Source organism: Streptomyces sp. ID05-39B (assembly GCF_033794725.1).
Classification (GTDB): domain Bacteria; phylum Actinomycetota; class Actinomycetes; order Streptomycetales; family Streptomycetaceae; genus Streptomyces; species Streptomyces bobili.
The window spans coordinates 15,442-35,437 of record NZ_JARGEF010000008.1 but is presented as its reverse complement, the minus strand read 5'-3'; the positions used below and the strand labels follow the sequence as shown (position 1 = coordinate 35,437).

Below are 19,996 nucleotides of genomic sequence, written 5' to 3'. Positions count from 1 at the left end.
CCACGAGCGACGGCCCACTCCGCACCCGGCACGAGCGACAGGAAGACACAGCGATGACGTCTCAGCCCCGGCGCACCGGCAGAACCGGCCGCCCGCCCCGCCTGTCCCAGGAGGCCGTCCTCACGGCGGCCCAGCACGTCCTGGACGAGGAGGGGCCGGAGCACCTGTCGATGCGCCGGCTGGCGCAGGAGCTGTCGAGCACCGCGATGGCGCTCTACCACTACGTGCGCGACAAGGACGAACTGCTGCTCCTGTTGCTCGAACGTCACGCCCAGCGGTTCCCGCGCCCCGAGCTGCCCGCCGATCCGCGTGAACGGCTGATCTCGGCGAGCCAGGCGCTGCACGACATCCTCGCCGAGTGCCCGTGGATCGTGGAGGTCCTCGCCTCCGACGACCTGATGGCCGTGTCCGCGCTGTGGATCGTGGAGAACATCATCGACGCCGGGATCCAGTGCGGACTCACCCCGGAGGAGGCCGTCTACGCCTACCGCGTCATCTGGTACTACACGGCGGGCGAGCTGACCATCCGGGTGAACCGCGAGCGGCACCACGCGGGGCTCGAGCGTCCGCCGCACCGCGACAAGGCGTTCGCCACCCTGACGCCGGAGGAGTTCCCCCGGCTCGCCTCGCTCGCCGACCGGTGGGACGAGATCACCACCCGGGACACCCACCGCGAGGGTCTGGTGGCCATCGTGGACGGACTGCTGTCGCGCACGCATGCGTCCCAGAAGACGACATGAGCGCAGGTCGGTCAGGATCCCAGGTGCGCGCGCAGGGCCCGTTTGTCGACCTTGCCGACGCCGGTCACCGGCAGCCGCTCCAGGACCACCAGTTGGTCGGGCACCTTGTACGCGGCCACTCCCCGCCCCCTGAACACGGCCTGTACGTCCCGCAGGGTCGGCGGGTGCGCGCTGTCCTGAGGCACCACACAGGCGCAGGTGCGCTCCCCCATCAGGGGATCGGGCAGGGCCAGCACAGCTGCTCCGAGCAGCGGGAAGGCGGCGAGCAGATGCTCCTCCACCTCCAGTGTCGGCACCTTCTCGCCGCCCCGGTTGACGATGTCGTTGATCCTCCCGACGACCTCGAAGTTGCCCTCCGGGGTCCGGCGCACCAGGTCACCCGTGCGGTAGAAGCCGTCCTCGGTGAACCGGGTGAGGTTGCGTTCCTGCGCACGGTAGTAGCCGCGCAGGGTGTACGGCCCGCGGGTGAACAGCTCGCCCGTCTCCCCGGGTCCGGCCTCGGTCCCGTCCTCCCGCACCACCCGCACCTCGTCGGCCGGTGACAGCGGTCGCCCCTGCGTGTGGACGATGACGCCCTCCGGGTCGTCGAGCCGGGTGTAGTTGAGCAGCCCTTCCGCCATGCCGTACACCTGTTGGAGGGTGCAGCCGAGGGTTTCCGGCACCTGGCCGGCCGTCTCCGGATCGAGGCGGGCGCCGCCCACCTGGACGACCCGCAGGGAGGACAGGTCGTGCTCCGTCCACTCCGCCGCGTCGAGCCACAGCGGCACCAGCGGGGGCACCAGCGAGGTGATCGTCACCTTGGCCCGCGCGATGAGCGGGAAGCACACGTCCGCGGTGGGCGCCGGGGCGAGCACGGCCGTTCCGCCGGCGCGGAGCGTGCCGAGGACGCCGGGGCAGCCGAGGGCGAAGTTGTGCTCCACGGGAAGCGCCGCGAGATAGACACTGTCCGGCCCTACTCCGCACAGCCGCGCGGTCTCCCTGAGTTGGTACGCGTAGTCCGCGTGGGTGCGCGGTATCAGCTTCGGCGGTCCGGAGGTGCCGCCGGACAGGAGGAAGAGGGCGACGTCCTCGGGATCCGGCGCGGGCAGGGCGACGGGATCGGCGTCGACCGAGGACAGGGCGGTGTACGGCCCCGGGTCGCCGGCCACGAACACGTGCCGAAGGCTCTCCGTGCGGTCGAGCACCTCCCGGGCGACGAGCCGGAAGTCGCAGTCGAGCACGCGTTCCGGGCAGACGTAGGCCGTGGCCCCGGAGGTGGCCACGAGATGGGTGATCTCGGTCGAGCGGTGCGCGGGAAGGGCGTACACCGGCAGGATGCCGGTCCGGAAGAGGGCCAGGCTCAGCACCACGAGGGCCACCTCGTTGGGGAGTTGCACGACCACCCGGTCGCCGGGCACCAGGCCCGCGCGCAGCAGACCGGAGGCCATGCGGTCGGCCGCCCGGTCGAGCTCCTCATGAGTCATGTCACCGGCCGCCGTCACCAGCGCGGTCCCGGACCGCCGCTCCGGTGTGCGCGCGGTCCAGGTACCGAGGACGTCCGTGTTCCAGTACCCCTGCTCCCTGTACGTGCGGGCCTCCGGTTCCGGCCAAGGCACGCAGCCCTCCAGCATGGGGATCCTCTCTTTCTGTCCGTCGTGGGAAAGGGGGTGTGCGGCCGACGCCGTCCGACGGTGCGTCACGGTGTGCACGGCCAGGCGGTGTCGGTCGCGGGCAGCGCCGCCCGTACCGCCCCGAAGACGCGGGGAAGCACGGTCGCCCGCCGGGTCTCCAGATAGAAGTGGCCGCCCGTGAAGACCTCCACCTGGCAGGGCCCGGTGGTGACCTCGCTCCAGGCGGCGGCCTCGTCCGCGGTGACTTCCGGGTCGTCGTCGGCGTACAGCACGGTCACCGGAACGTCCAACGCCGCGCCGGGCAGCGGCCGGTAGGTCTCGATGACCCGGTAGTCGCTGCGGATGGCCGGCAGCAGGGCGGCCAGGAGCGCGTCGTCGGCCATGACGTCCCGGGCGGTGCCGCCGAGCCTTCCCAGGTCGGCGAGGAGCTCGGCGCTGGTGGCGCGGTGCAGGTCGCCGCCCCTGGTCCGCCGCGGGGCGGGCTGGCCGGAGACGAGGAGCGCCGCCGGCGGGCGGCCGGTCATGGCGAGCCTGCGTGCGGCCTCGTAGGCCACGGACGCGCCCATGCTGTGCCCGAAGAACACGGAGGACGCCAACTCGTCGCCGCTGAACTCCCTGGTCAGTCCGGGGACAACGTCGTCCAGAAGGGTTTCCATGTCGGTGGCGGCCCGCTCGTGGAAGCGGTCGCCGCGGCCGGGGTACTGCACCGCTCGCACCTCGACGTCCCAAGGGGCGTCAAGGGACCAGGCGCGATAGCCGCCCGCGGCCCCGCCGGCGTGGGGGAAGCAGACGAGCCGGGAGCGGGCGTGCGTGCGCCGGGAGAAGATCCGCGGCGCGGAGGACGCCCGGGGATCCGCCGGGATCACAGCTCCCCCTCCTCGAACTCCTCGGACGGGCCGCTCGCGTCCGGATCCTCGACCCGCCCGGCGCCCAGCTCGCTCACCAGCGTGGCCATTCCCGCCACGGTCGGGGCCCGCAGTACGTCGCGCATCGGCAGCTCCACGCCCAGCCGGCCGCGGACGGCGGCCACCAGGCGGGTCGCTGCCAGGCTGTCCCCGCCGAGCGAGAAGAAGCCCGCACCACGCGAGGTGACGGGCGCGCCGAGGATGCGTGCCCACAGTTGCGCCACGGCTTCCTCCACCCGGCCCCGCGGGGGGTCCTCGATGCCCTCGGCCAGGACCGTCGCGTACCTGAGGGCCTGCTCCAGCCGTCGCCGGTCCACCTTGCCGTTGGCGCTCAGCGGGAGTTCGGCGAGGCCTACGAGGGAGCCGGGGATCATGTGGGCGGGGAGCCGGTCGGCGAGCCAGGAACGTATCGCGGCCGGCTCGGCGACATGGTCGGCGTCATCCGCCTCCGGACGCCGGGCGGTGATCAGCGCCACGCCGTCGGGTTCGCGCCTGGTCACCTCGGCACGGCTGAACCCGGCTCGTTCCAGGGCTCGCAGCCAGCGGGGCACGGCGGCGGCCGGGACCGCGGTGGGCACCGTCGGGACCGCCAGGGGGGACGCCGTCTCCCTCGCGACGAGGAACAGCCGGCTGCCGGGCCTGCCCAGCAGGGCCAGCACCCGCGCGGCGGCGTCCGGATCCGGCTCGCGGCCCAGGGCGTCGTTCGCCACCAGGACGTCGAAGGCGGCGAGCCCCGACTCGGGGACGGCGAAGGCGTCCTGCCGAGCGGTCCTTACCTGGTGCCCGGAACCGGCGAGCCGGGCCCCGGCGGCGGCGATCCGCGCCTCCCGCTCGTCGAGCAGTACGTAGTCGACCGTGCCGGGCTTGAGCCGCTCCAGCAGTGCGGCCGCGCTCCGGCCGCCCGCGCCCGCCCACTCGGCGATGTGGAGCGTTCGCGCGCCGTCGTCGTACAAGGCCTCCACGCCTTGCGCGACGGCGTCCAGGCAGGCGCCGACACCGGGCAGTAGCAGCGCGAGCCCGTCGGGAGACAGGACGGGGTCGTCGGCCAGGGAGTCGGTGTCCGCCGTGCCGGCGAGCACCTCCCTCAGCAGGGGCATCGCCCCGGCCCAGCCGTCCACGACCTGCTGGAGATGGCTGCCGGCGATCCGGGCGCGCAGCGCGCCGGCCCGCGCCCCGTCGCGGACCGTGGTCCACCGGGGACCGCGGGCCACGCTCCCGGCCGAGCGGATCAGGACCTGCCGTTCCTGGAGGAAGTCCAGCCAGCCGGCGAGGAGTCGGCGGCCTCGCTCCGCCACAGGCAGCGCGCTCACCTGGACCGCCCGCTCACCGGAGCCGAGCAGGGGATCCAGCAGGGCCGCGAGAAGCGTCTCGGCCAGCTCCGCTTCCTCCTCGTGGGCCTGGCGCCCCCGGTCTTCGAGGCTTCGCGGCGTCCGGGCCTCGGCGGGGGCCGAGGAGCGGGCAGAGGCCGAGGCGCGGAGCGAGGCGGGCAGGAAGGCCACCGCGATCTCCCGTGCGGAGTCTCCGACGACGGTGGCGAGGGCGTGGTCGACCGCGGGGTGGGTCTGGAGCACGGACTCGATCTCGCCCAGCTCGACCCGGAAGCCGTTGATCTTGACCTGGTGGTCGATGCGGCCCAGGAACTCGAGCGTGCCGTCCGGCCAGTAGCGGCCCTGGTCGCCGGTGCGGTACCAGCGCCCGTCCGGCTCACGGACGAAACGTTCCCTCGTCAGCTCGGGGTCACCTCGGTATCCCTGCGCCACGCCGGTCCCGCCGATCCACAGCTCCCCGGGCACCCAGTCCGGGCAGTCCCGGCCGTGCGGGTCGACGACCCGGAACCGCTGGTTGGCCAGCGGTCTGCCGTACGGGATGGAGCGCCAGTGCGGGGGCACGGCGGTCACCTCGTGGACGTTGGACCAGATCGCCGCCTCGGTGGCGCCGCCCAGGGCGACCAGCCGGCACCGGCCGGCCGTGGCGCGGGCCAGCCGCCCGGGAAGGTCGAGACCGATCCAGTCGCCCGAGAGCAGCGCGAGGCGCAGGGGGGCCGCGACGGGCGCCCCGTCGGCAGCGGTGAGGAGCATGTCCATCAGCGCGGGCACGGAATTCCACACGGTGACGGCGTGGCGCTCGCAGAGCGCGAGCCAGCGGTGGGCGTCGCGTCGGTCGCTCTCGTCGACCAGCACCAGGGCACCGCCCACGGCGAGCGGGCCGAAGATGTCCCACACCGAGAGGTCGAAGTCCAGGGCGGAAACGGCCAGGACACGGTCCATGGGCCCCAGTCCGTACCGCTCGTCGATGTCCTCGACGGTGTTGACACCGGCGCGGTGGCTGACCTCGACGCCCTTGGGCGTACCGGTGGAACCCGAGGTGAAGATGACGTACGCGCTCTGGTCACCGGACACCGCCACCGGGGCGTCCAGGGGCGCCGCCCGGAGCGCCTCGGCGACGGAGAGGACGGGGATCGCGGACCCCGCCGGCGGCGTCGCCCCGGTGCCGTCCAGGACGAGCACGCAGTGGCTCAGTGCGTGGATGCGGTCCCGGCGCTCGGCGGGCTGGTCTACGCCGACGGGCACGTAGGTGCCGCCCGCCGCGAGGACGCCGAGCACCGCCGCGATCTGGTCGGGACCCTTGGGCGCGGTGACGACGACCGGGCTGCCCGGCCCGACCCCCCGTGCGGCGAGCGCACCGGCCACGCGCAGAGCCCGGTCCGCGAGTTCGCCGTGGCCGAGACGGCCGTCCTCTCCCCACAGCAGCGCGGGGTCCCCGGCCCGGTCGGCCGCCCGCTCGAAGAACGTCTGGTGCAGGAGACGGCCGCTCTCCCGCCGGGTCACGGAGTTCACCTCGGAGCGACATCGCAGCTGGGACCCGGGCAGGGGTATCTCCGGTGGGAGGCTCCAGTCGTCGGTCGCCAGCCGCCGCACCAGGCTCGTGTACGCCGCGAACATCGTGTCGATCACGCCCTCCGGGAAGAGCGCCTCGACGGCGTCCCAGGCCAGCAGCAATCCGCCCTCGCGGGTGCCGTACACCTGGTGGTCGAGCCAGACCTGGGGGGTCTGGGAGACCATCCAGGACAGCTCACCGAAGCGGGCGGCGAAGTCGTCGGGCACCAGCGGGGCGTCGAGGTTGCAGGCGAAGACCACGGGCGCAGTCCGCGGAGTTGCCGTGTCGGTGCGGACGAAGTCGCGCAGTACGTCCACCCCGGTGTAGGCGGCGTGGCCGACGTCGTCGTGCAGGCGCAGCTGGATCGCGCGGGCCCGGTCGGCGAAGCCGGCTTCGCCGGACAGGTCGACCTCGAGGAGCAGCAGGCTGGTGAAGTCGGCCACGACGCGCTCGATGTCGGGGTGGAGGCCCTGATCGCGGTCGAACAGCGGGATGTTGAGCAGGAACCGCTGCTGTCCGCTCCATCGCATGAGGATCTCGGAGAAGGCGGTGGCCAGTAACGTGGCCGGGGTCAGGCCGTGTTCGGCGGCCCGGTGCCGAAGAGCCCGCCACTCCTCGGGAGTCAGGGTGTGACTCCGTCGTTCGAAATGGGGAACACCGATCTCGGCGGGGTCCACCGCCAGCGGAAGGGCGGGCCCGCCGGGGAGTTCCGGCAGGCGCCGCTGCCAGTACTCCCGCGCCCGCTCGCGCCCGGCCGCCCGTGGGGCGGCGATGTCGGCGAGGTACTGGGGGAAGGTGTACCGCGGTTCGGCGGCGCTCGCCGGGTCGGCGTAGAGCACCGCCAGGTCCGAGAGCAGCACGCGGATGCTGTGCACGTCGGCGACCAGCAGATCGGCGTTGACGTGGATGCGCTGCGCCCCGCCGGGGTGGAGGCTCAGCTGGACGTCGAACACCTGGCCCGCGGCGACGTCGAGCACCCGGTGGGAGAGACGTTCCCGCAGATCGAGCAAGGCGTCTTCGGCGGCCTGGGCCTGAAGTTCCATGAAATCGTGGACCGTCAGGCCCGGCCAGGTGACGTGTTCGGTGATCCGCTGTGTTCCGTCGTCCGCGAACGAGGCGCGCAGCATGGGATGCCGGCTGACGAGAGCGAGGACGGCCCGCCCGAGGCGGTCCGCCACCACGTCCCGGGTGTCGATCTCCAGATAGGCGTGGCACCCGACGCCGCCGAGGGGCCGGTCGGTGCCGCGGCCGATCCAGTAGGCCTGCTGGACGGCGGTCAGCGGGAAGGGCGCGCGCTGGTCGACGGGCGCCACCGGGTCGGCGGCGGGCTCCGGCTCCGCCGCGGGCTCCTGCGCGGGAGCCACCCCGCGCTCAGTCTCGCGGAGGGCGAGCAGTCCGTACCAGGCCCGGAGGCGCGGGTCCTGGGCCATCTCCGTGAAGCCGACGCCCGCGCCCCACCGGTTCAACCGGTTGACCAGGGACATCAACTGGAGCGACTGCAGGCCCCGTTCGAATAAGTTCGCGTCGTCGTCATCAGGGCCCAGTTCGACCCCGAGAAGCGCGGCGACCTCCTCGCGGAGATCCCCAGGCTTCCCTGCCGCACTGCGTGACATCCCTACCTCCGTGTGTCGGACGGTGTGCCGGACGAACGCTCGCCATCGTGCCTTCAGGCCGCCGCGTGTGCGGCGATTCGCCAGAACTCGGCGTACCGGCCGCCGCGTCGGACGAGTTCCTCGTGCGTGCCCTGCTCGACGATCCGGCCGTCCGCCATGAAGACGATCAGGTCGGCGCTCTCGACGGTGCTCAGGCGGTGGGCGACCATGATCGTCGTACGGCCCGCCATGAGCCGGTCCAGGCCCTCCTGGACGGCCGCCTCGCTCTCCGGATCGAGGGCCGAGGTGGCCTCGTCGAGGAGCAGCACGGGGGCGTCCTTCAGCAGCGCGCGGGCGATCGAGACCCGCTGCCGCTCGCCTCCCGACAGGGCGGCGCCGCCCTCACCGACCTGGGTGTCCCAGCCGTCGGGAAGCCGGTCGACCACCCCGTCCAGGGACGCCGCCACGGCCGCCGCGCGCAGTTCCCCGGGCGTGGCGGCGGGTCGGCCGATGCGGACGTTGTCCTCGATGGTGCCCTCGAAGAGGTAGACGTCCTGGAAGACCATGGAGAGCCGGGACATCAGCTCCTCGCTGTCGATGTCGCGTACGTCCACCCCGCCGAGGCGCACCACGCCGGAGTCGACGTCGTGGAACCTGGCCACGAGCTGGAGCAGGGTGCTCTTTCCCGCACCCGAGGCCCCGACGACGGCGACGCGCCGACCCGGCTCGACGTCCAGGGAGAGCCCGTCGAGCACACGGCGGTCGGCGCGCCGGAAGCCGACGGACTCCAGCCGGACGCCGTCGTGAGCCGGAACGGCCGGCCGCTCGGCGCGTGGCAGCGGGGGCTCGGTCAGCACCGCGTCGATTCGCTCCAGTTCACCGCGGGACACCCGCATGATGCCGCCCAGGTCGGCGAGGGACAGCAGGGGTTCGACACAGCGTGCCGCCAGGACCATGATCGCCAGCAGTTCGGGGGCGCCGAGGCTGCCGTCCAGCGTCAGATGCACACCCAGCGCGAGGACCGCGGTCAGCACGGCCTGGACGGAGAAGGTGAGGCCGAGCATGCCGGGCACACCGCTGAGAGCCGCTCGCCGGCTGCTGCGCCACTGCCGGTGCAGTGCGTCGTCCAGGAGGCCGAACCGCTCGCCCGTCCTGCCGCCGGCACGCAGCACCGGCTGGGCGCGGACGAACTCGACGACACGGCCGGCGGCCTCGTCGCTGCTCCGTGCCCGCTCGGTGTCCTGGCGGGCTGTCGCCTTCGACGTCCAGCGCTGCACTCCGGCGATCAGCGGGACGGCGACGAGGCCGGCGAGGGCGAGGCGCCAGTCGAAGAAGAAGAGCATCACGACCACGGACAGCGGGGTCAGGGTGGCGTTGATCAAGGGCCGCAGCCGGTGGGCCGGTACCGACATGACCTCCATCACGCTGCGGCTCGTGAGCCCTGAGACGTCACCGACCCGGCCGGGGGTGAACCAGCCCAGCGGCAGTCCGGCGAGGTGATCGCCCAGGCGGTGGTGCAGACCCCGGGACAGTTCACCGCCGGTGCGGAACCCGGACTTGTCGCTGTGGTAACCGAGAACGGAGGTCACGAGGACGGCCACGGCGAAGGCGGCCAGCCACGGCCAGGCGTCGTGCGCGTCGTCGTCGAGCAGGGCCCGGAGCAGCGGGATGAGCAGCGCGTAGGACAGGCCCTCCACGACAGCGCAGACGGACATGAGCGCGACGGTACGGCGCAGGGGGCCCGAGTGCCGCTCGCCCAGGACCCGCAGCAGCAGCCTGATCATCGGTTGATCTCCCTCTTCTGGCCGGCACGCGCGCGCCGGGCACGCCACATGGCGGCGAACTTTCCGTCCAGGGACATCAGTTCGCCGTAGGTACCGCTCTCCTCGATCCGCCCCTCCTCCATGACCACGATCCGGTCGGCTCGGGCGACGGTCTCCAGCCGGTGGGCGATCACCAGTTGCGTACGGCCCCGGACGAGGTTCTCGAGGGCCGCACGGATCTCGGCCTCGGTCTTGGCGTCGGCGAAGGACATCGCCTCGTCGAGGACCAGCACGGGGGCGTCGATGAGCAGGGCGCGGGCGATGGAGAGACGCTGCGCCTCTCCTCCGGAGAGCCCCACGTCCTCGCCGATCACGGAGTCGTATCCGCGGGGCATCGCCTGGATGCGCTCATGGATGCCCGCGGCGCGTGCCGCCCGCTCGACGGTGGCGCGGTCCGCCTCGGGGACGGCGAGGGCGATGTTCTCGGCGATGCCGGCGCGCAGCAGCCGGACGTCCTGGAAGACGAACGAGACGTGGCGGTACAGCTGTTCGCCCGGGATGTCGCGAACGTCGGCGCCGCCGAGGAGCACCGAGCCGGTGGTGGGGTCGGCGAACCGCGGGACCAGTTGGGCCAGCGTGGACTTTCCGGCACCCGAGGGTCCGACGAGTGCGGTGGTGGTGCCCGCTTCGAGGACCAGGTCGATCCCTTGGAGCACGGGGCGGCCGGAGTCGTAGGCGAAGCCGACACCGCGGAACTCCACGCGGGCGCCGTGCGGTTGGGCAGGCGTGACCGGCTCGGCGAGCGGGGGCACGTTCAGCATGGCCGTGATCCGCTCGGCGGACCGTTCGGCGGCATGCACGTTGTCCATGCCGTGGCCGAGCGCGGCGATGGGGGCGGTCAGGGCGACGGCGAGCAGCGGGAAGGGCAGCAGGTCGGCGGGGGGCATGGCGTCGGCCGCGATCAGTGCCGTGCCGCCGCCGAGGACGAGCAGCAGGACGAACGGCGGTGAGAGCACCAGGGCCGCCAGTGAGGCGAGGCCCGCGGCGCCCGCCACGTAGGTGAGGAAGAAGTCGGCGAAGTCGTCCGCGGCCTTGCGGTAGCGCCGGTGGGCCTGTCCGCCGCCGCCGAAGGTCTTGACGACCGAGATGCCCTCGACGAACTCCACGGAGGCGGCACCGATGCGCCCCATGGCCTCGCCCATCCTGCGGCCCTCGCGCTGTCGGTCCTCGCTCTGCAGCCTGCGCTGGAGCAGCAGGCCGAGGAGGGCCGGCACGAGTGCGACGAGCGTCAGCCGCCAGTCCACCCAGGCGAGATACGCGAACGAGGCGAGCGGGACGACGACGGCGGACGTGGCCTCGACAGGTGCGTGGGCGATCAGGTGGTGCAGTTGGTCGACGTCGCCCTGCACCACGCCGTTGATCTCTCCCGAACTGCGGCGGGAGTACCAGCCGAGCGGTACCGTGCCGAGACGCTGGGCGAGCAGCCGTCGCAGCGCCAGCTGGAGCCGGCCGTCGACGAGGTGCGCGATGCCGCCGGACGCCGCGGCGAGCACGACGCGGACGACCAGGCCGGCGACACCGAGCCCGACGGCGAGCCAGGCGGCGTCGTGGTCCACGGGTCCCGGCGCGAGCAGCACACGTCCGAGTTCGACGACCGCGATCAGCGGTGCGAGGCCGGCGAGGGAGCTGACGATCTGAAGGACGAAGACGGCGACGAGGCTGGTGCGGTAGGGGCGAAGCAGGCGCAGGAGCACCTGCCGGGAGGTCGGGGCGGGACCTCCCGAGTCGTTGTCCGGACCGCCGTCGCCGATCACCGTCCCGCCGTCGGCACGGCTGTGCAGACCCTCTGCCGTGGCCATGGGATTCCCCGCCTTTCGGGCGCGACCGTCCGGCCCGGGAGCGGTCGGCGCTGCCACCACCGGACGGGCAAGTTTCATGAGGACGGCAATAACTTTACACGTATAAGAACCCCTGCCGCAAGCGCCGTCAGGAACGCCTCCGGGCCGCGCCAGGGGCCCCCGGCGCCCGCTCCGGCGGGGAAATGGCGGCACGGAGTTTCCGTCCAGACGATGCCCAGAAGTGGCTGGAACGATCTCCTCAACCCCTGTCCGGGGCGGCCACGACCCTTACCACAGGAGAGCGGGACACGTGCGCTTCCTACTGTTGAGCGGGCTAGGGCCCGCAAACCTCAATTCGCCCTATCTGGAAGGATCCCTTTTCACCGGGGATCCCTCCGACGCGGCCCGCGAGATGCTCCGCAGGGCCGGAAGCCCGGACCTCGATCTGGGGCGCCTCGCCTTCACCCAGCACGGGCGGGAGTACGCCCTGCTCCGGCCGCGCGCGGCCACGACACCCCATCTGACGACCGTCACCCTCCTGTCGATCCTGGAGAACAGCGGCCACGGTTTCGAGCGCCTGGATCTGGCGGACGTCTGGGAGGGGCGCGCGAAGGCACCGACGGGCGACATCGACGTGGTGCTCCTGTCGACCACGTACATCTGGAACGGCCCGATCCTGGGCTCGGCCGTGCGGTGGGTCCGGGAGAACCTCGCCGGCACGCCCATCGTGGCCGGCGGGCAGTTCACCAACCTCAAGTTCATGGCAGCCATGCGCGACTTCCCCGAGATCCTCGCGGTGGTCCGCGGCGACGGCGAGATCGCCCTGCCCAAGACCCTGGACGCACTGGCGGGACGGGGTGAGCTGAGCGCCGTACCGAACCTCGTGTGGCGCGACGGGGACACCATCCGTATCAATCCGGTCGAGTACGTCGACATCGACGACTTCCCCTCACCACAGGTCCTCGGTGATCAGTCGATCGTCCCGTACGAGTCCATGCGGGGCTGTCCGTTCGACTGCAAATTCTGCTCGTTTCCCGCGGCTTCACCGAAATGGCGATTCAAGACCGCCGAGAAGATACGCGACGACTGGCTTTCCTATGCCGACAGAAACGGCGCGGACATCATCTCGGCGATGGATTCGACCTTCACCATTCCACCGACCCGGCTGCGCCGTCTCCTGGAGATCCTCCCGGGTTCGGGTGTGCCGAGGTGGGAGGGGTTCAGCCGCGCCAACACGCTCAATTCGGCGGACGTGGTGGCCGGCCTCAGGGCCTCGCACTGCTTCCAGCTGCACATCGGTTTCGAGTCGATGAACGACGGCACCCTGAAACGGATGAGCAAACGGGTCTCGGTCAAGCAGAACCGCCGGGCCGTCGAACTGCTCAGCCAGAGCGGGCTGTCGTACTACGGCCTCTTCATCGTCGGTTACCCCGGCGAGGACCTGGAGATGTTCCAGGACACCCAGGACTACCTCCTGCGGGAGTACTCGGGGCACTACGCGCTCTCCAAGTTCTCGATCACGGACGAGACCATGCCGCTCTGGCAGGACCGGGAGGAACTGCGGATCGTGGCGGACGACCCCACCGATCCCGCTTCGCCCTGGTCCCACATCGGCATGGACAGCGCGCAGGCCGCCCGGCTGCAGAAGGAGACCCTCGACAAGGTACGGCGCACCAACGACAAGACCGTGCTCAGTCTCTGGCAGCACGACTACCAGCACTGGCTGATGCCCCGTCACGACCACGGCGCCAACATCGCCGTGGAGAAGTGCCTGGAACGGATGGCCATGGCGCCCGTCGACTACACCGACCTGGACGAGGGGGCCGCGGCCATCCGGGACAACCTCCACCGGCTCAGGGACTTCGGTGTCGAAGTCGCCGCGCCGGGGCGGCATCTGTCCTGCGAACCGGTCTGACACCGGTGCCCCGGACGGACACGACGCGCGGCGGGCCGGGAGCCCGCCGCGCGTCGTGTCCGTCCGGGGCGGGTCACAGCACGCCTTCCTCCATGAGCGGGTCCTCGCGGACGGCACCCCCGGGGAGCACGTCGTCGGAGAAGGTGACGACCGTGCCGGGCAGATGCCGCCGCAGTGCGTCAAGTACGCCTCGGGCCGGCAGCACCTGCGCGGCACTGTGCGCACCCTGGGGGACGCGCCCCAGGGCCACCTCGCGGGCCGCGACCGCGCCCACCACGCCGGTCATCGCCGAGCCGTCCTCACCCCGGATCACCACCCGGCGCACCAGGGTGCCGGTGCCATCGGGCAGTTCCAGCACGCCGCACAGCACGTGGTACGGGGAGCGCCCCAGGGCGTCGAGCGTGCTGGCCCGCACCACCCCGACCGCCTGCGCCTCCAGACCGCCCGCCCGGTCGTCGCCGGCCCGGCAGCGGTTCAGCGCGTCGAGCAGGTGAGGGCCGTCGAAGCCGTTGTACCAGCGGGCCTCGGCGAGCCCCAGGGCGCGGGCCTGGCCCACCAGCTCCTGGGTGAGAAAGGGGTACACGGTGACCGGGTGCGGCACGCCCGCCACCACGCGCTCCTGCGAGCCGGGCAGCGCGCCGGGCACCGCGTGCCCGGCGCGCCACTGGGCGCGCGGTGTGCCGTAACCGCGGTCCAGGCTCAGCAGGTAGTCCATGGCGCCGGTCCGGGTGAACGCGCCGCGCGACACGTAGTACCCGGTGAACCGGGCGGCCCCCGGCGAGGGCCGCTCCTCCGTCAGGATCCGGGGCAGCAGCCCTGACAGGCCCGGCGAGAGACCGGCCGACAGGACAGCCGTACGCTCGCCCGCCGGAGCGGGGCCCGGTCCGCAGCCGTCCATCACATCCACGTAGTCGGCCCCCGCGGCGGCCGCCGCCCGGCGTGGACGGTCGGCCAGTTCGTAGGCGGGGCCCGCGCAGTGGAGCACCACGTCACAGCTCCGGGCGAACCGTTCGAGGCTCGCGTCGGACCGGGCGTCGGCCTCCCTCACCTCGGCCTGCCCGCCGAGGGCGGCCGCGCAGCGCGCCGCCGCCTCGACGTCCCGGCCGCCGATCCGCAGCCGGAACTCTCCCTCGGCCGCGAGTACCCGGGCGGCGGCCGCCCCGACCGCTCCGTACCCGCCGAGAATGCCGATCAAGGGCGTCCCGCCGCTCACCGGCCGTCCTCCTGCGCGAGCAGCGCGCGCGCCACGGCCCCGGCGTTGGGCGGCTGGACGCAGGTGAAGTGGTCACCGGGCACGTCCACGACGCCCAGACCCTCGCCGCACACCTGCTGCCAGTAGTCGGTCATGTCACGATGCATGCCGGGAAAGATCTCCGCCTCGCCCGTCTGACGGACGAACGTGGCGGGCAGCTCGCAGGGCGCCGCCTCGTGCGAGGCGACGGCCACGAGGCTGTGCTTGACGATGCGGTACAGCCTCGACAGCCGCTCCTCGGAACGGAGTCCGGAGTCCTCCACCCGCATCGACGCACCCACGGCGCGCAACCGCTCCTCCTGGGACCGCTCGGCGAGCGCCCGGAACGCCCGCAGCGCTTCCCGTCCGGGTCCGGTCAGGGCCGACTCCGGCCGGTCGACGAGGCTGCCCTGCGGGACCGTGTTCGTGAACTGCTCGGTGGTCGCCCGCACGAGGTCGCGCGTCCCCGACTCGTCACGGGGGTAACCGAGTCCGGCCAGGTCCGCCCGCATCAGCCGGGCGAAGATGTATTCGGCCAGCAGGTCGTCCTCCACGAGGTACGGCACCCGGTAGCTGCTGATGACGGTGAGACCGGTCACCTCGGCGCCGGCGGCGGTCAGCCGGCGGGCGATCTCGGGCACCAGCAGACCGCCCATGCAGTAGCCGACGAGGTGGATCCGCCCCATGCCTTCGGCGAGCAGGGCTCCGGCGTGCCGGTCGGCCAACTCCGCCACCTGCGTGCGCGGATCCGCCTTGAGGAACGCCTCGATGTCGTCGACGACGAGGCCGGCCAGGGGGAGCCGGTCCCCCAGTTCGCGGATCACGGCCCGGTAGGGGATGAGGGTGCCCGTCCCGTCGTGCACCAGGACCCGGGTTGCGGTGTCCGCCGTACCGGCGCCGCCGTCGCTGATCCGGACCAGGGGGGAGGTGGAGGCGGCCCCGGCGAGGCCCGGGACACCGCCGCTCATGACGCCGAGGTGCCCGGCCAGCGCCGCCACGGTCGGCCGGTTCATCACCAGGCGCAGCAGGTCGTCCCATTCCAGGTCGGCGGCCTCGGGAAGCCGTTCGCGCATCCTGGTGACGAGCCGGGCCACGAGGAGCGAGTCGCCGCCGAGGTCGAAGAAGTTGGCGTCGCGGCCGACGAAGGTGACCGGCAGCACGTCCGTCCAGAGTCCGGCCAGGGTCTGCTCCATGCCGGCGTGCGGCGCGTCGCCACCCTCGTCCTCCCGTCCCTGTGCCGCGGAGGCGGTCCACGCCTCCAGGCGGGCGCGGTCGACCTTCCCGTTGCCGGTGAGGGGTATGCCGTCCACGATCTGGATCTCGGCCGGAATCATGTACGGGGGAAGCCGGTCGGCCAGATGGGCGGCGAGCGCTTCGGGCCGGAGCCGGGTCCGGTCGGCCTTGAAGCGGGACGCGAAGACGTGCTGGCCGATGCGGGACAGCGGGCTGTCGTCCTCGGGCAGACAGAAGGCGACCTCGGCGCCGGCCTCACGGAGCATCCGCAGCCACTGCTCGCGTCCGAAGAAGGTCTGCCCCGTCTCGCGGCGCGCGTCCTCGAAGCCGTGCAGGCCCGCGTTGAACTCCATGGAGGTCATGACGTGGTAGGCGTCACGGGTCGCCTCGATGAAGACCAGCCAGCCGCCGGGCGCGAGGAGTTCCCGCAGCCGGGCGAGGACGTGCTCGGCGTGCACCGAGTTGTGCAGGACGTTGGCCAGCAGGATCACGTCGAACGTGTTCGGCGCGAAGCCCTGGGCCCGGTGGTCGCCGTTGAGGTCGAACAGCCCGTACCGGACCCAGGGGTGGTCCTGGAACTTCTCCTGGGCCGCGGTGAGGAAGAAGTGGGACAGATCGGTGAACAGGTAGTCGACGTTCAGGCCGACCAGCTCGGGCACCAGGACCGTGCTCGTGCCGCCCACCCCGGCGCCGATCTCCAGGAGACGGAGCGGTTCGGGGCCGTCGTGCCGCTGGGCGATCTCTCGCATCGCGGACACCACGACCGCGTTGTTGTGGCGGCTGATCAGGTTGTCGCGGTACGCCGCCTCGGCGGTCTCCAGACGGCCCTCCGGGAAGAGCAGGGTCTTGAGGTCGATCTCGTTGCGCACGAGCGGGGCCAGGTTCTGCTCGGAGACCTGGTGGTAGCGCAGGAGTTCGGCGCCCCACCGGGTCCGGGACTCGAGCGCGTCGATCCGGGCCAGGACGCCCTCGTGCTCTCCGGGTGCGTCCTCGCGCAGTTCGCGGTAGCGGCCGGTGTCCGCGTCCTGGACCACCCGGCCCTCCTCCTCCAGCGCGGTCAGCCAGCGCCGTACGAGGTAGTGGTTCTCGGGGGCCGCGCCGACGGCCTCGATGATCTCCTCAGCGGTGTGCCCGGCCGTGGCGTCGGGGAAGAGCCCGCAGGACCGGAACAGGGCCGCCATCGACTGGAGGGCGGAGAGATCGAGCAGTGCGACCATCTCGGCCACGTCGTCCGCCTCGACGGCGCGGACGGCTTCGGTGACGCTCGTGGCCGCCCGGTCCCGGAGCGCGGTGGGAAGCGCGGGTGCGGCGGCTCGCGCGGGCTCGGCGAAGGCGACGAGCCGGCGGGCTGTTCCCTCGCCCTGGACGATGGCCGCGGCGGTCTGGACGGCGGGACAGGTCTGGAGCACCGCCTCGACCTCGGCCGGCTCGACACGGTGGCCGTTCAGCTTCACCTGACGGTCGACACGGCCGAGGAACTCGATCGCGCCGTCGTCCAGGCGACGGCCCATGTCGCCGGTGCGGTAGAGCCGTTCGCCGGTGACGGGGTGCGTCACGAACCGCTCGGCGGTGCGCTCGGCGTCACCGAGGTAGCCGAGGGCGAGGCCGGCTCCGGCGATGTACAGCTCACCGGTGACGTGCGTGGGGCACTCGCGCAGGAACGTGTCGAGGACGTGGAAGCGCTGGTTGGCCAGGGGCTTCCCGTACGGGATGCTGCGCGCACCGGGGTCGACCGTGGTGACCGGATGGCAGATCGACCAGATGGCCGCCTCCGTGGCGCCGCCGAGGCTCACCACGTTCAGTGCGGGGACACGGCGTCGCACGGCGTCGGGAAGGGTGACAGGGATCCAGTCGCCCGACAGCATCGCCAGCCGCAGCCGGGAGACGTCCGCACCGGGGTCGGTACGGAGGTACTCCTCCAGCATCTGCATCTGCGCGGGGACGGAGTTCCACACGGTGACGGCGTGATCCTCGATCAGCCGCGCCCAGTGACCGGGATCACCGCGGCGCGCGGCGTCGGGCAGGACGAGCGCGCCACCGGTCGAGAGGGGGCCGAAGACGTCGTAGACCGACAGGTCGAAGCCGAGCTGGGCCAGTCCGAACACACGGTCGTCGGCGGTCACCGAGAAACGGGTGTTGATGTCGTCGACGGTGTTGAGCGCGGCGGCATGACTGATCATCACGCCCTTGGGGGTGCCGGTGGAACCGGAGGTGTAGATGACGTACGCGAGGTCGTCGGGCGCCGCTCGGTGCCCGCGGTCCGCCCGGTCCCGCGGTCCGACGGGGTCGATGGTGTCGACGGTGACCGCGTGCGTCCCCGTGGGGAGGTCCAGCGAGGGCAGCAGCGCGGACCGGGTGAGCACGACATGTGCCTCGGCGTCGTCCAGTACGGCGTTGCGGCGCAACGCCGGCTGTGTGGTGTCCACGGGCAGGTAGACGCAGTCGGCGAGCAGCACGCCGAGGACGGCGACGACCTGTTCCCAGCCCTTCTCCATCACGATGCCCACGCGTTGTCCCGGCCGGCCGCCGGCGCCGAGGACGGCGTCGGCCACGGCCCGCGCCCTGCCGAGGAGTTCGGCGTAGCTGAGGTTCCGCGAGGAGGTCACCACCGCGGTCCGCTCCGGTGTGCGTTCCGCCTGGCCGACGACCGCGGTGTGCAGGAGTTGGTGGCGGCGCGCGGTGGTGGTGTCGTTGACGTCGGCCACGCGCCGCGTCTGCCGGGCGGGCAGGGCCAGCGGGTCGGCGTCCTCCCAGACGGCAGGGGTGTCGAGGAGCCGCGTCACGAGATCCGAGAAGGCGGCGAACATGTCGTCGGCCATGCCCTCGGGGAAGACTCCCTCGCGGACGTCCCAGTGGGCGAGGAGCCCGCCGCCTTCGTTCATGACCTGGCAGTCGATCCAGACCTGGGGGGTCTGGGTGATGCCGTGGACGAGTCGGCCCCCGGGCATCAGCGAGAGCCCGGAGTCGGCTTCCCCGGCGCCGCCGACGGTACTGGTGAAGGTAACCGGCAGCAGTGCTTCGGCACGCCCGCGGCGGCGGGCCAGCTCCCGCAGCACCTCCACGCCCGAGCAGAGCCCGTGGTCCATGTCGTCCCAGAGGCGGGCCTGCACGGTCCGCATGCGGTCGGCCAGCGTCGCGCCTTCGGTGAGGTCCACGCGGAGCAGGCTCGTGGAACTGAAGTCGCCGACGACACGGTCGAGGTCGGGCCGCAGCGGGAGCCGGTTCTGCACGGTCAGGCTGAGGGTGAAGCGAGGGTGGCGGCTCCAGCGGCCGACCGTCTCGGCGAACGCTTGCAGGAGGACACCGGACGCGGTCACTCCGGCCTCGGTGGAGCGCCGGGTCAGGGTCTCCCACTGACGGGGCGTCAGCCGCAGCCCGTGCCGGGTGAATCGCCGCGGGGCGCTGAGCGAGTCGGTGCGCAGCGGCAGGTCGGGGGCGGCGGGCAGGTCGTCGATCCGGGCCCACCAGTAGTCGCGGTCCCGCCGGTAGCGGGTCCCCTCACGCACCCCGCGCGCGGCGAGCACGTAGTCACGGAACGTGGTGCCCAGTGGTTCGGGCCGCCGGGCGCCCGTACACAGGTCCCCCAACTCGGCGAGCAGCAGCCGGATACTGCTGTAGTCGCAGATGAGCAGGTCGATGGCCACGTGCAGGACCAGGGCCTCGTCGGTGTCGGTGGCCCGCAGCTCGAACAGGGGCCACTGCTCGGTCGGCCGCACCTGGTGCGACATCTCGTTCCGGGTCGCCTCCAGCGCACGCTCCCGGGCCTCGTCGGCGGCGCCGCGCAGATTCTCGCGGCGGATCCGGTAACGCGGAACCTCCGGCAGCACCCGCTGGTACCCCTCGGCGGAGACCACCGCACGCAGCATGGGGTGCCGCAGGACCAACTCGTTCCATGCCTCCTCGATCCGCTCGGCCCCCCAGTGCGGGAGAGCGATCTCCAGATAGCCGTGGCAGGCCACACCGCCGTAGTCGAACGCCCCGCTCCGCCCGAGCAGATACGCTCCCTGCACATCCGTGAGGGGGAAGGGTTCGTGCGCCGCCGCGGGATCGGCGACGACGGCCGGCCCGTACTCCTCGGCGCTCAACAGGGCGAGGACGGCGTCGCGGTGGGTACGGAGCGTCTCCAGACGCTCTGCTGTCATCACCCCTTGTGGCGTGCGATAGCGAAGCTTTCCTCCCTCCTCGTACATCACCACTCCGGCCGCCTTCAGTTCGGCCACGAACTCCCCGACATTCATGATCCGTTGCCCTTCCTCGCCCTGGTGTGCACACCCAGCCGAAACAGCCACGCG

Annotated in this window: 9 protein-coding genes; 2 read left to right on the top strand and 7 right to left on the bottom strand. The window is 72.4% G+C overall.

The features are described from left to right. Positions 1-53: 53 nt before the first annotated feature. The gene (locus tag P1P75_RS03825) at positions 54-740 is read left to right on the top strand and encodes a TetR/AcrR family transcriptional regulator (RefSeq protein ID WP_319251804.1); all 687 of its coding nucleotides are present in this window, start codon (positions 54-56) and stop codon (positions 738-740) included. An 11-nt stretch (positions 741-751) separates the two neighbouring features. Here the strand turns inward: P1P75_RS03825 and P1P75_RS03820 are convergent, their stop codons facing one another. From P1P75_RS03820 to P1P75_RS03800, 5 genes are all read right to left on the bottom strand, one after another. Beyond that, complete coding sequence (locus P1P75_RS03820; RefSeq protein ID WP_319251802.1) at positions 752-2,350, bottom strand: AMP-binding protein; 1,599 nt, start codon at positions 2,348-2,350, stop codon at positions 752-754. Between the two features lie 65 nt (positions 2,351-2,415). Next, positions 2,416-3,216 carry an alpha/beta fold hydrolase gene (locus P1P75_RS03815; RefSeq protein WP_319251800.1) on the bottom strand — a complete coding sequence of 267 codons (801 nt, stop codon included), beginning with the start codon at positions 3,214-3,216 and terminating at the stop codon, positions 2,416-2,418. Continuing rightward, a complete protein-coding gene (locus P1P75_RS03810; RefSeq protein WP_319251798.1) occupies positions 3,213-7,745 on the bottom strand; it encodes a non-ribosomal peptide synthetase in 4,533 nt (1,510 codons plus the stop codon). The genes P1P75_RS03815 and P1P75_RS03810 overlap by 4 nt, the downstream gene beginning before the upstream one ends. A 53-nt stretch (positions 7,746-7,798) precedes the next feature. Further along, entirely contained in the window at positions 7,799-9,508 is a 1,710-nt protein-coding gene (locus tag P1P75_RS03805) for an ABC transporter ATP-binding protein (RefSeq protein WP_319251796.1), read from the bottom strand. After that, positions 9,505-11,346: an ABC transporter ATP-binding protein gene (locus P1P75_RS03800; RefSeq protein ID WP_319251794.1), complete on the bottom strand. Its 1,842-nt coding sequence runs from the start codon at positions 11,344-11,346 to the stop codon at positions 9,505-9,507. The genes P1P75_RS03805 and P1P75_RS03800 overlap by 4 nt, the downstream gene beginning before the upstream one ends. A gap of 289 nt (positions 11,347-11,635) precedes the next feature. Between P1P75_RS03800 and P1P75_RS03795 the strand changes: the two genes are divergently transcribed. Further along, positions 11,636-13,240, top strand: coding sequence for a radical SAM protein (locus tag P1P75_RS03795; protein ID WP_319251792.1), 1,605 nt, complete (start codon positions 11,636-11,638; stop codon positions 13,238-13,240). A gap of 73 nt (positions 13,241-13,313) precedes the next feature. On the opposite strand, the gene P1P75_RS03790 is transcribed toward P1P75_RS03795, so the two are convergent. Both P1P75_RS03790 and P1P75_RS03785 read right to left on the bottom strand, forming a co-directional pair. Next, complete coding sequence (locus tag P1P75_RS03790; RefSeq protein ID WP_319251790.1) at positions 13,314-14,453, bottom strand: saccharopine dehydrogenase NADP-binding domain-containing protein; 1,140 nt, start codon at positions 14,451-14,453, stop codon at positions 13,314-13,316. Next, positions 14,450-19,942: a non-ribosomal peptide synthetase gene (locus tag P1P75_RS03785; protein WP_319251788.1), complete on the bottom strand. Its 5,493-nt coding sequence runs from the start codon at positions 19,940-19,942 to the stop codon at positions 14,450-14,452. Before P1P75_RS03785 ends, P1P75_RS03790 begins: the two co-directional genes overlap by 4 nt. Positions 19,943-19,996 lie beyond the last annotated feature (54 nt).

Coding starts and splice junctions, on each gene's coding strand:
- P1P75_RS03805 (WP_319251796.1), bottom strand. CDS start 9,508: ATGATCAGGCTGCTGCTGCGGGTCCTGGGCGAGCGGCACTCGGGCCCC.
- P1P75_RS03825 (WP_319251804.1), top strand. CDS start 54: ATGACGTCTCAGCCCCGGCGCACCGGCAGAACCGGCCGCCCGCCCCGC.
- P1P75_RS03785 (WP_319251788.1), bottom strand. CDS start 19,942: ATGAATGTCGGGGAGTTCGTGGCCGAACTGAAGGCGGCCGGAGTGGTG.
- P1P75_RS03820 (WP_319251802.1), bottom strand. CDS start 2,350: ATGCTGGAGGGCTGCGTGCCTTGGCCGGAACCGGAGGCCCGCACGTAC.
- P1P75_RS03810 (WP_319251798.1), bottom strand. CDS start 7,745: ATGTCACGCAGTGCGGCAGGGAAGCCTGGGGATCTCCGCGAGGAGGTC.
- P1P75_RS03800 (WP_319251794.1), bottom strand. CDS start 11,346: ATGGCCACGGCAGAGGGTCTGCACAGCCGTGCCGACGGCGGGACGGTG.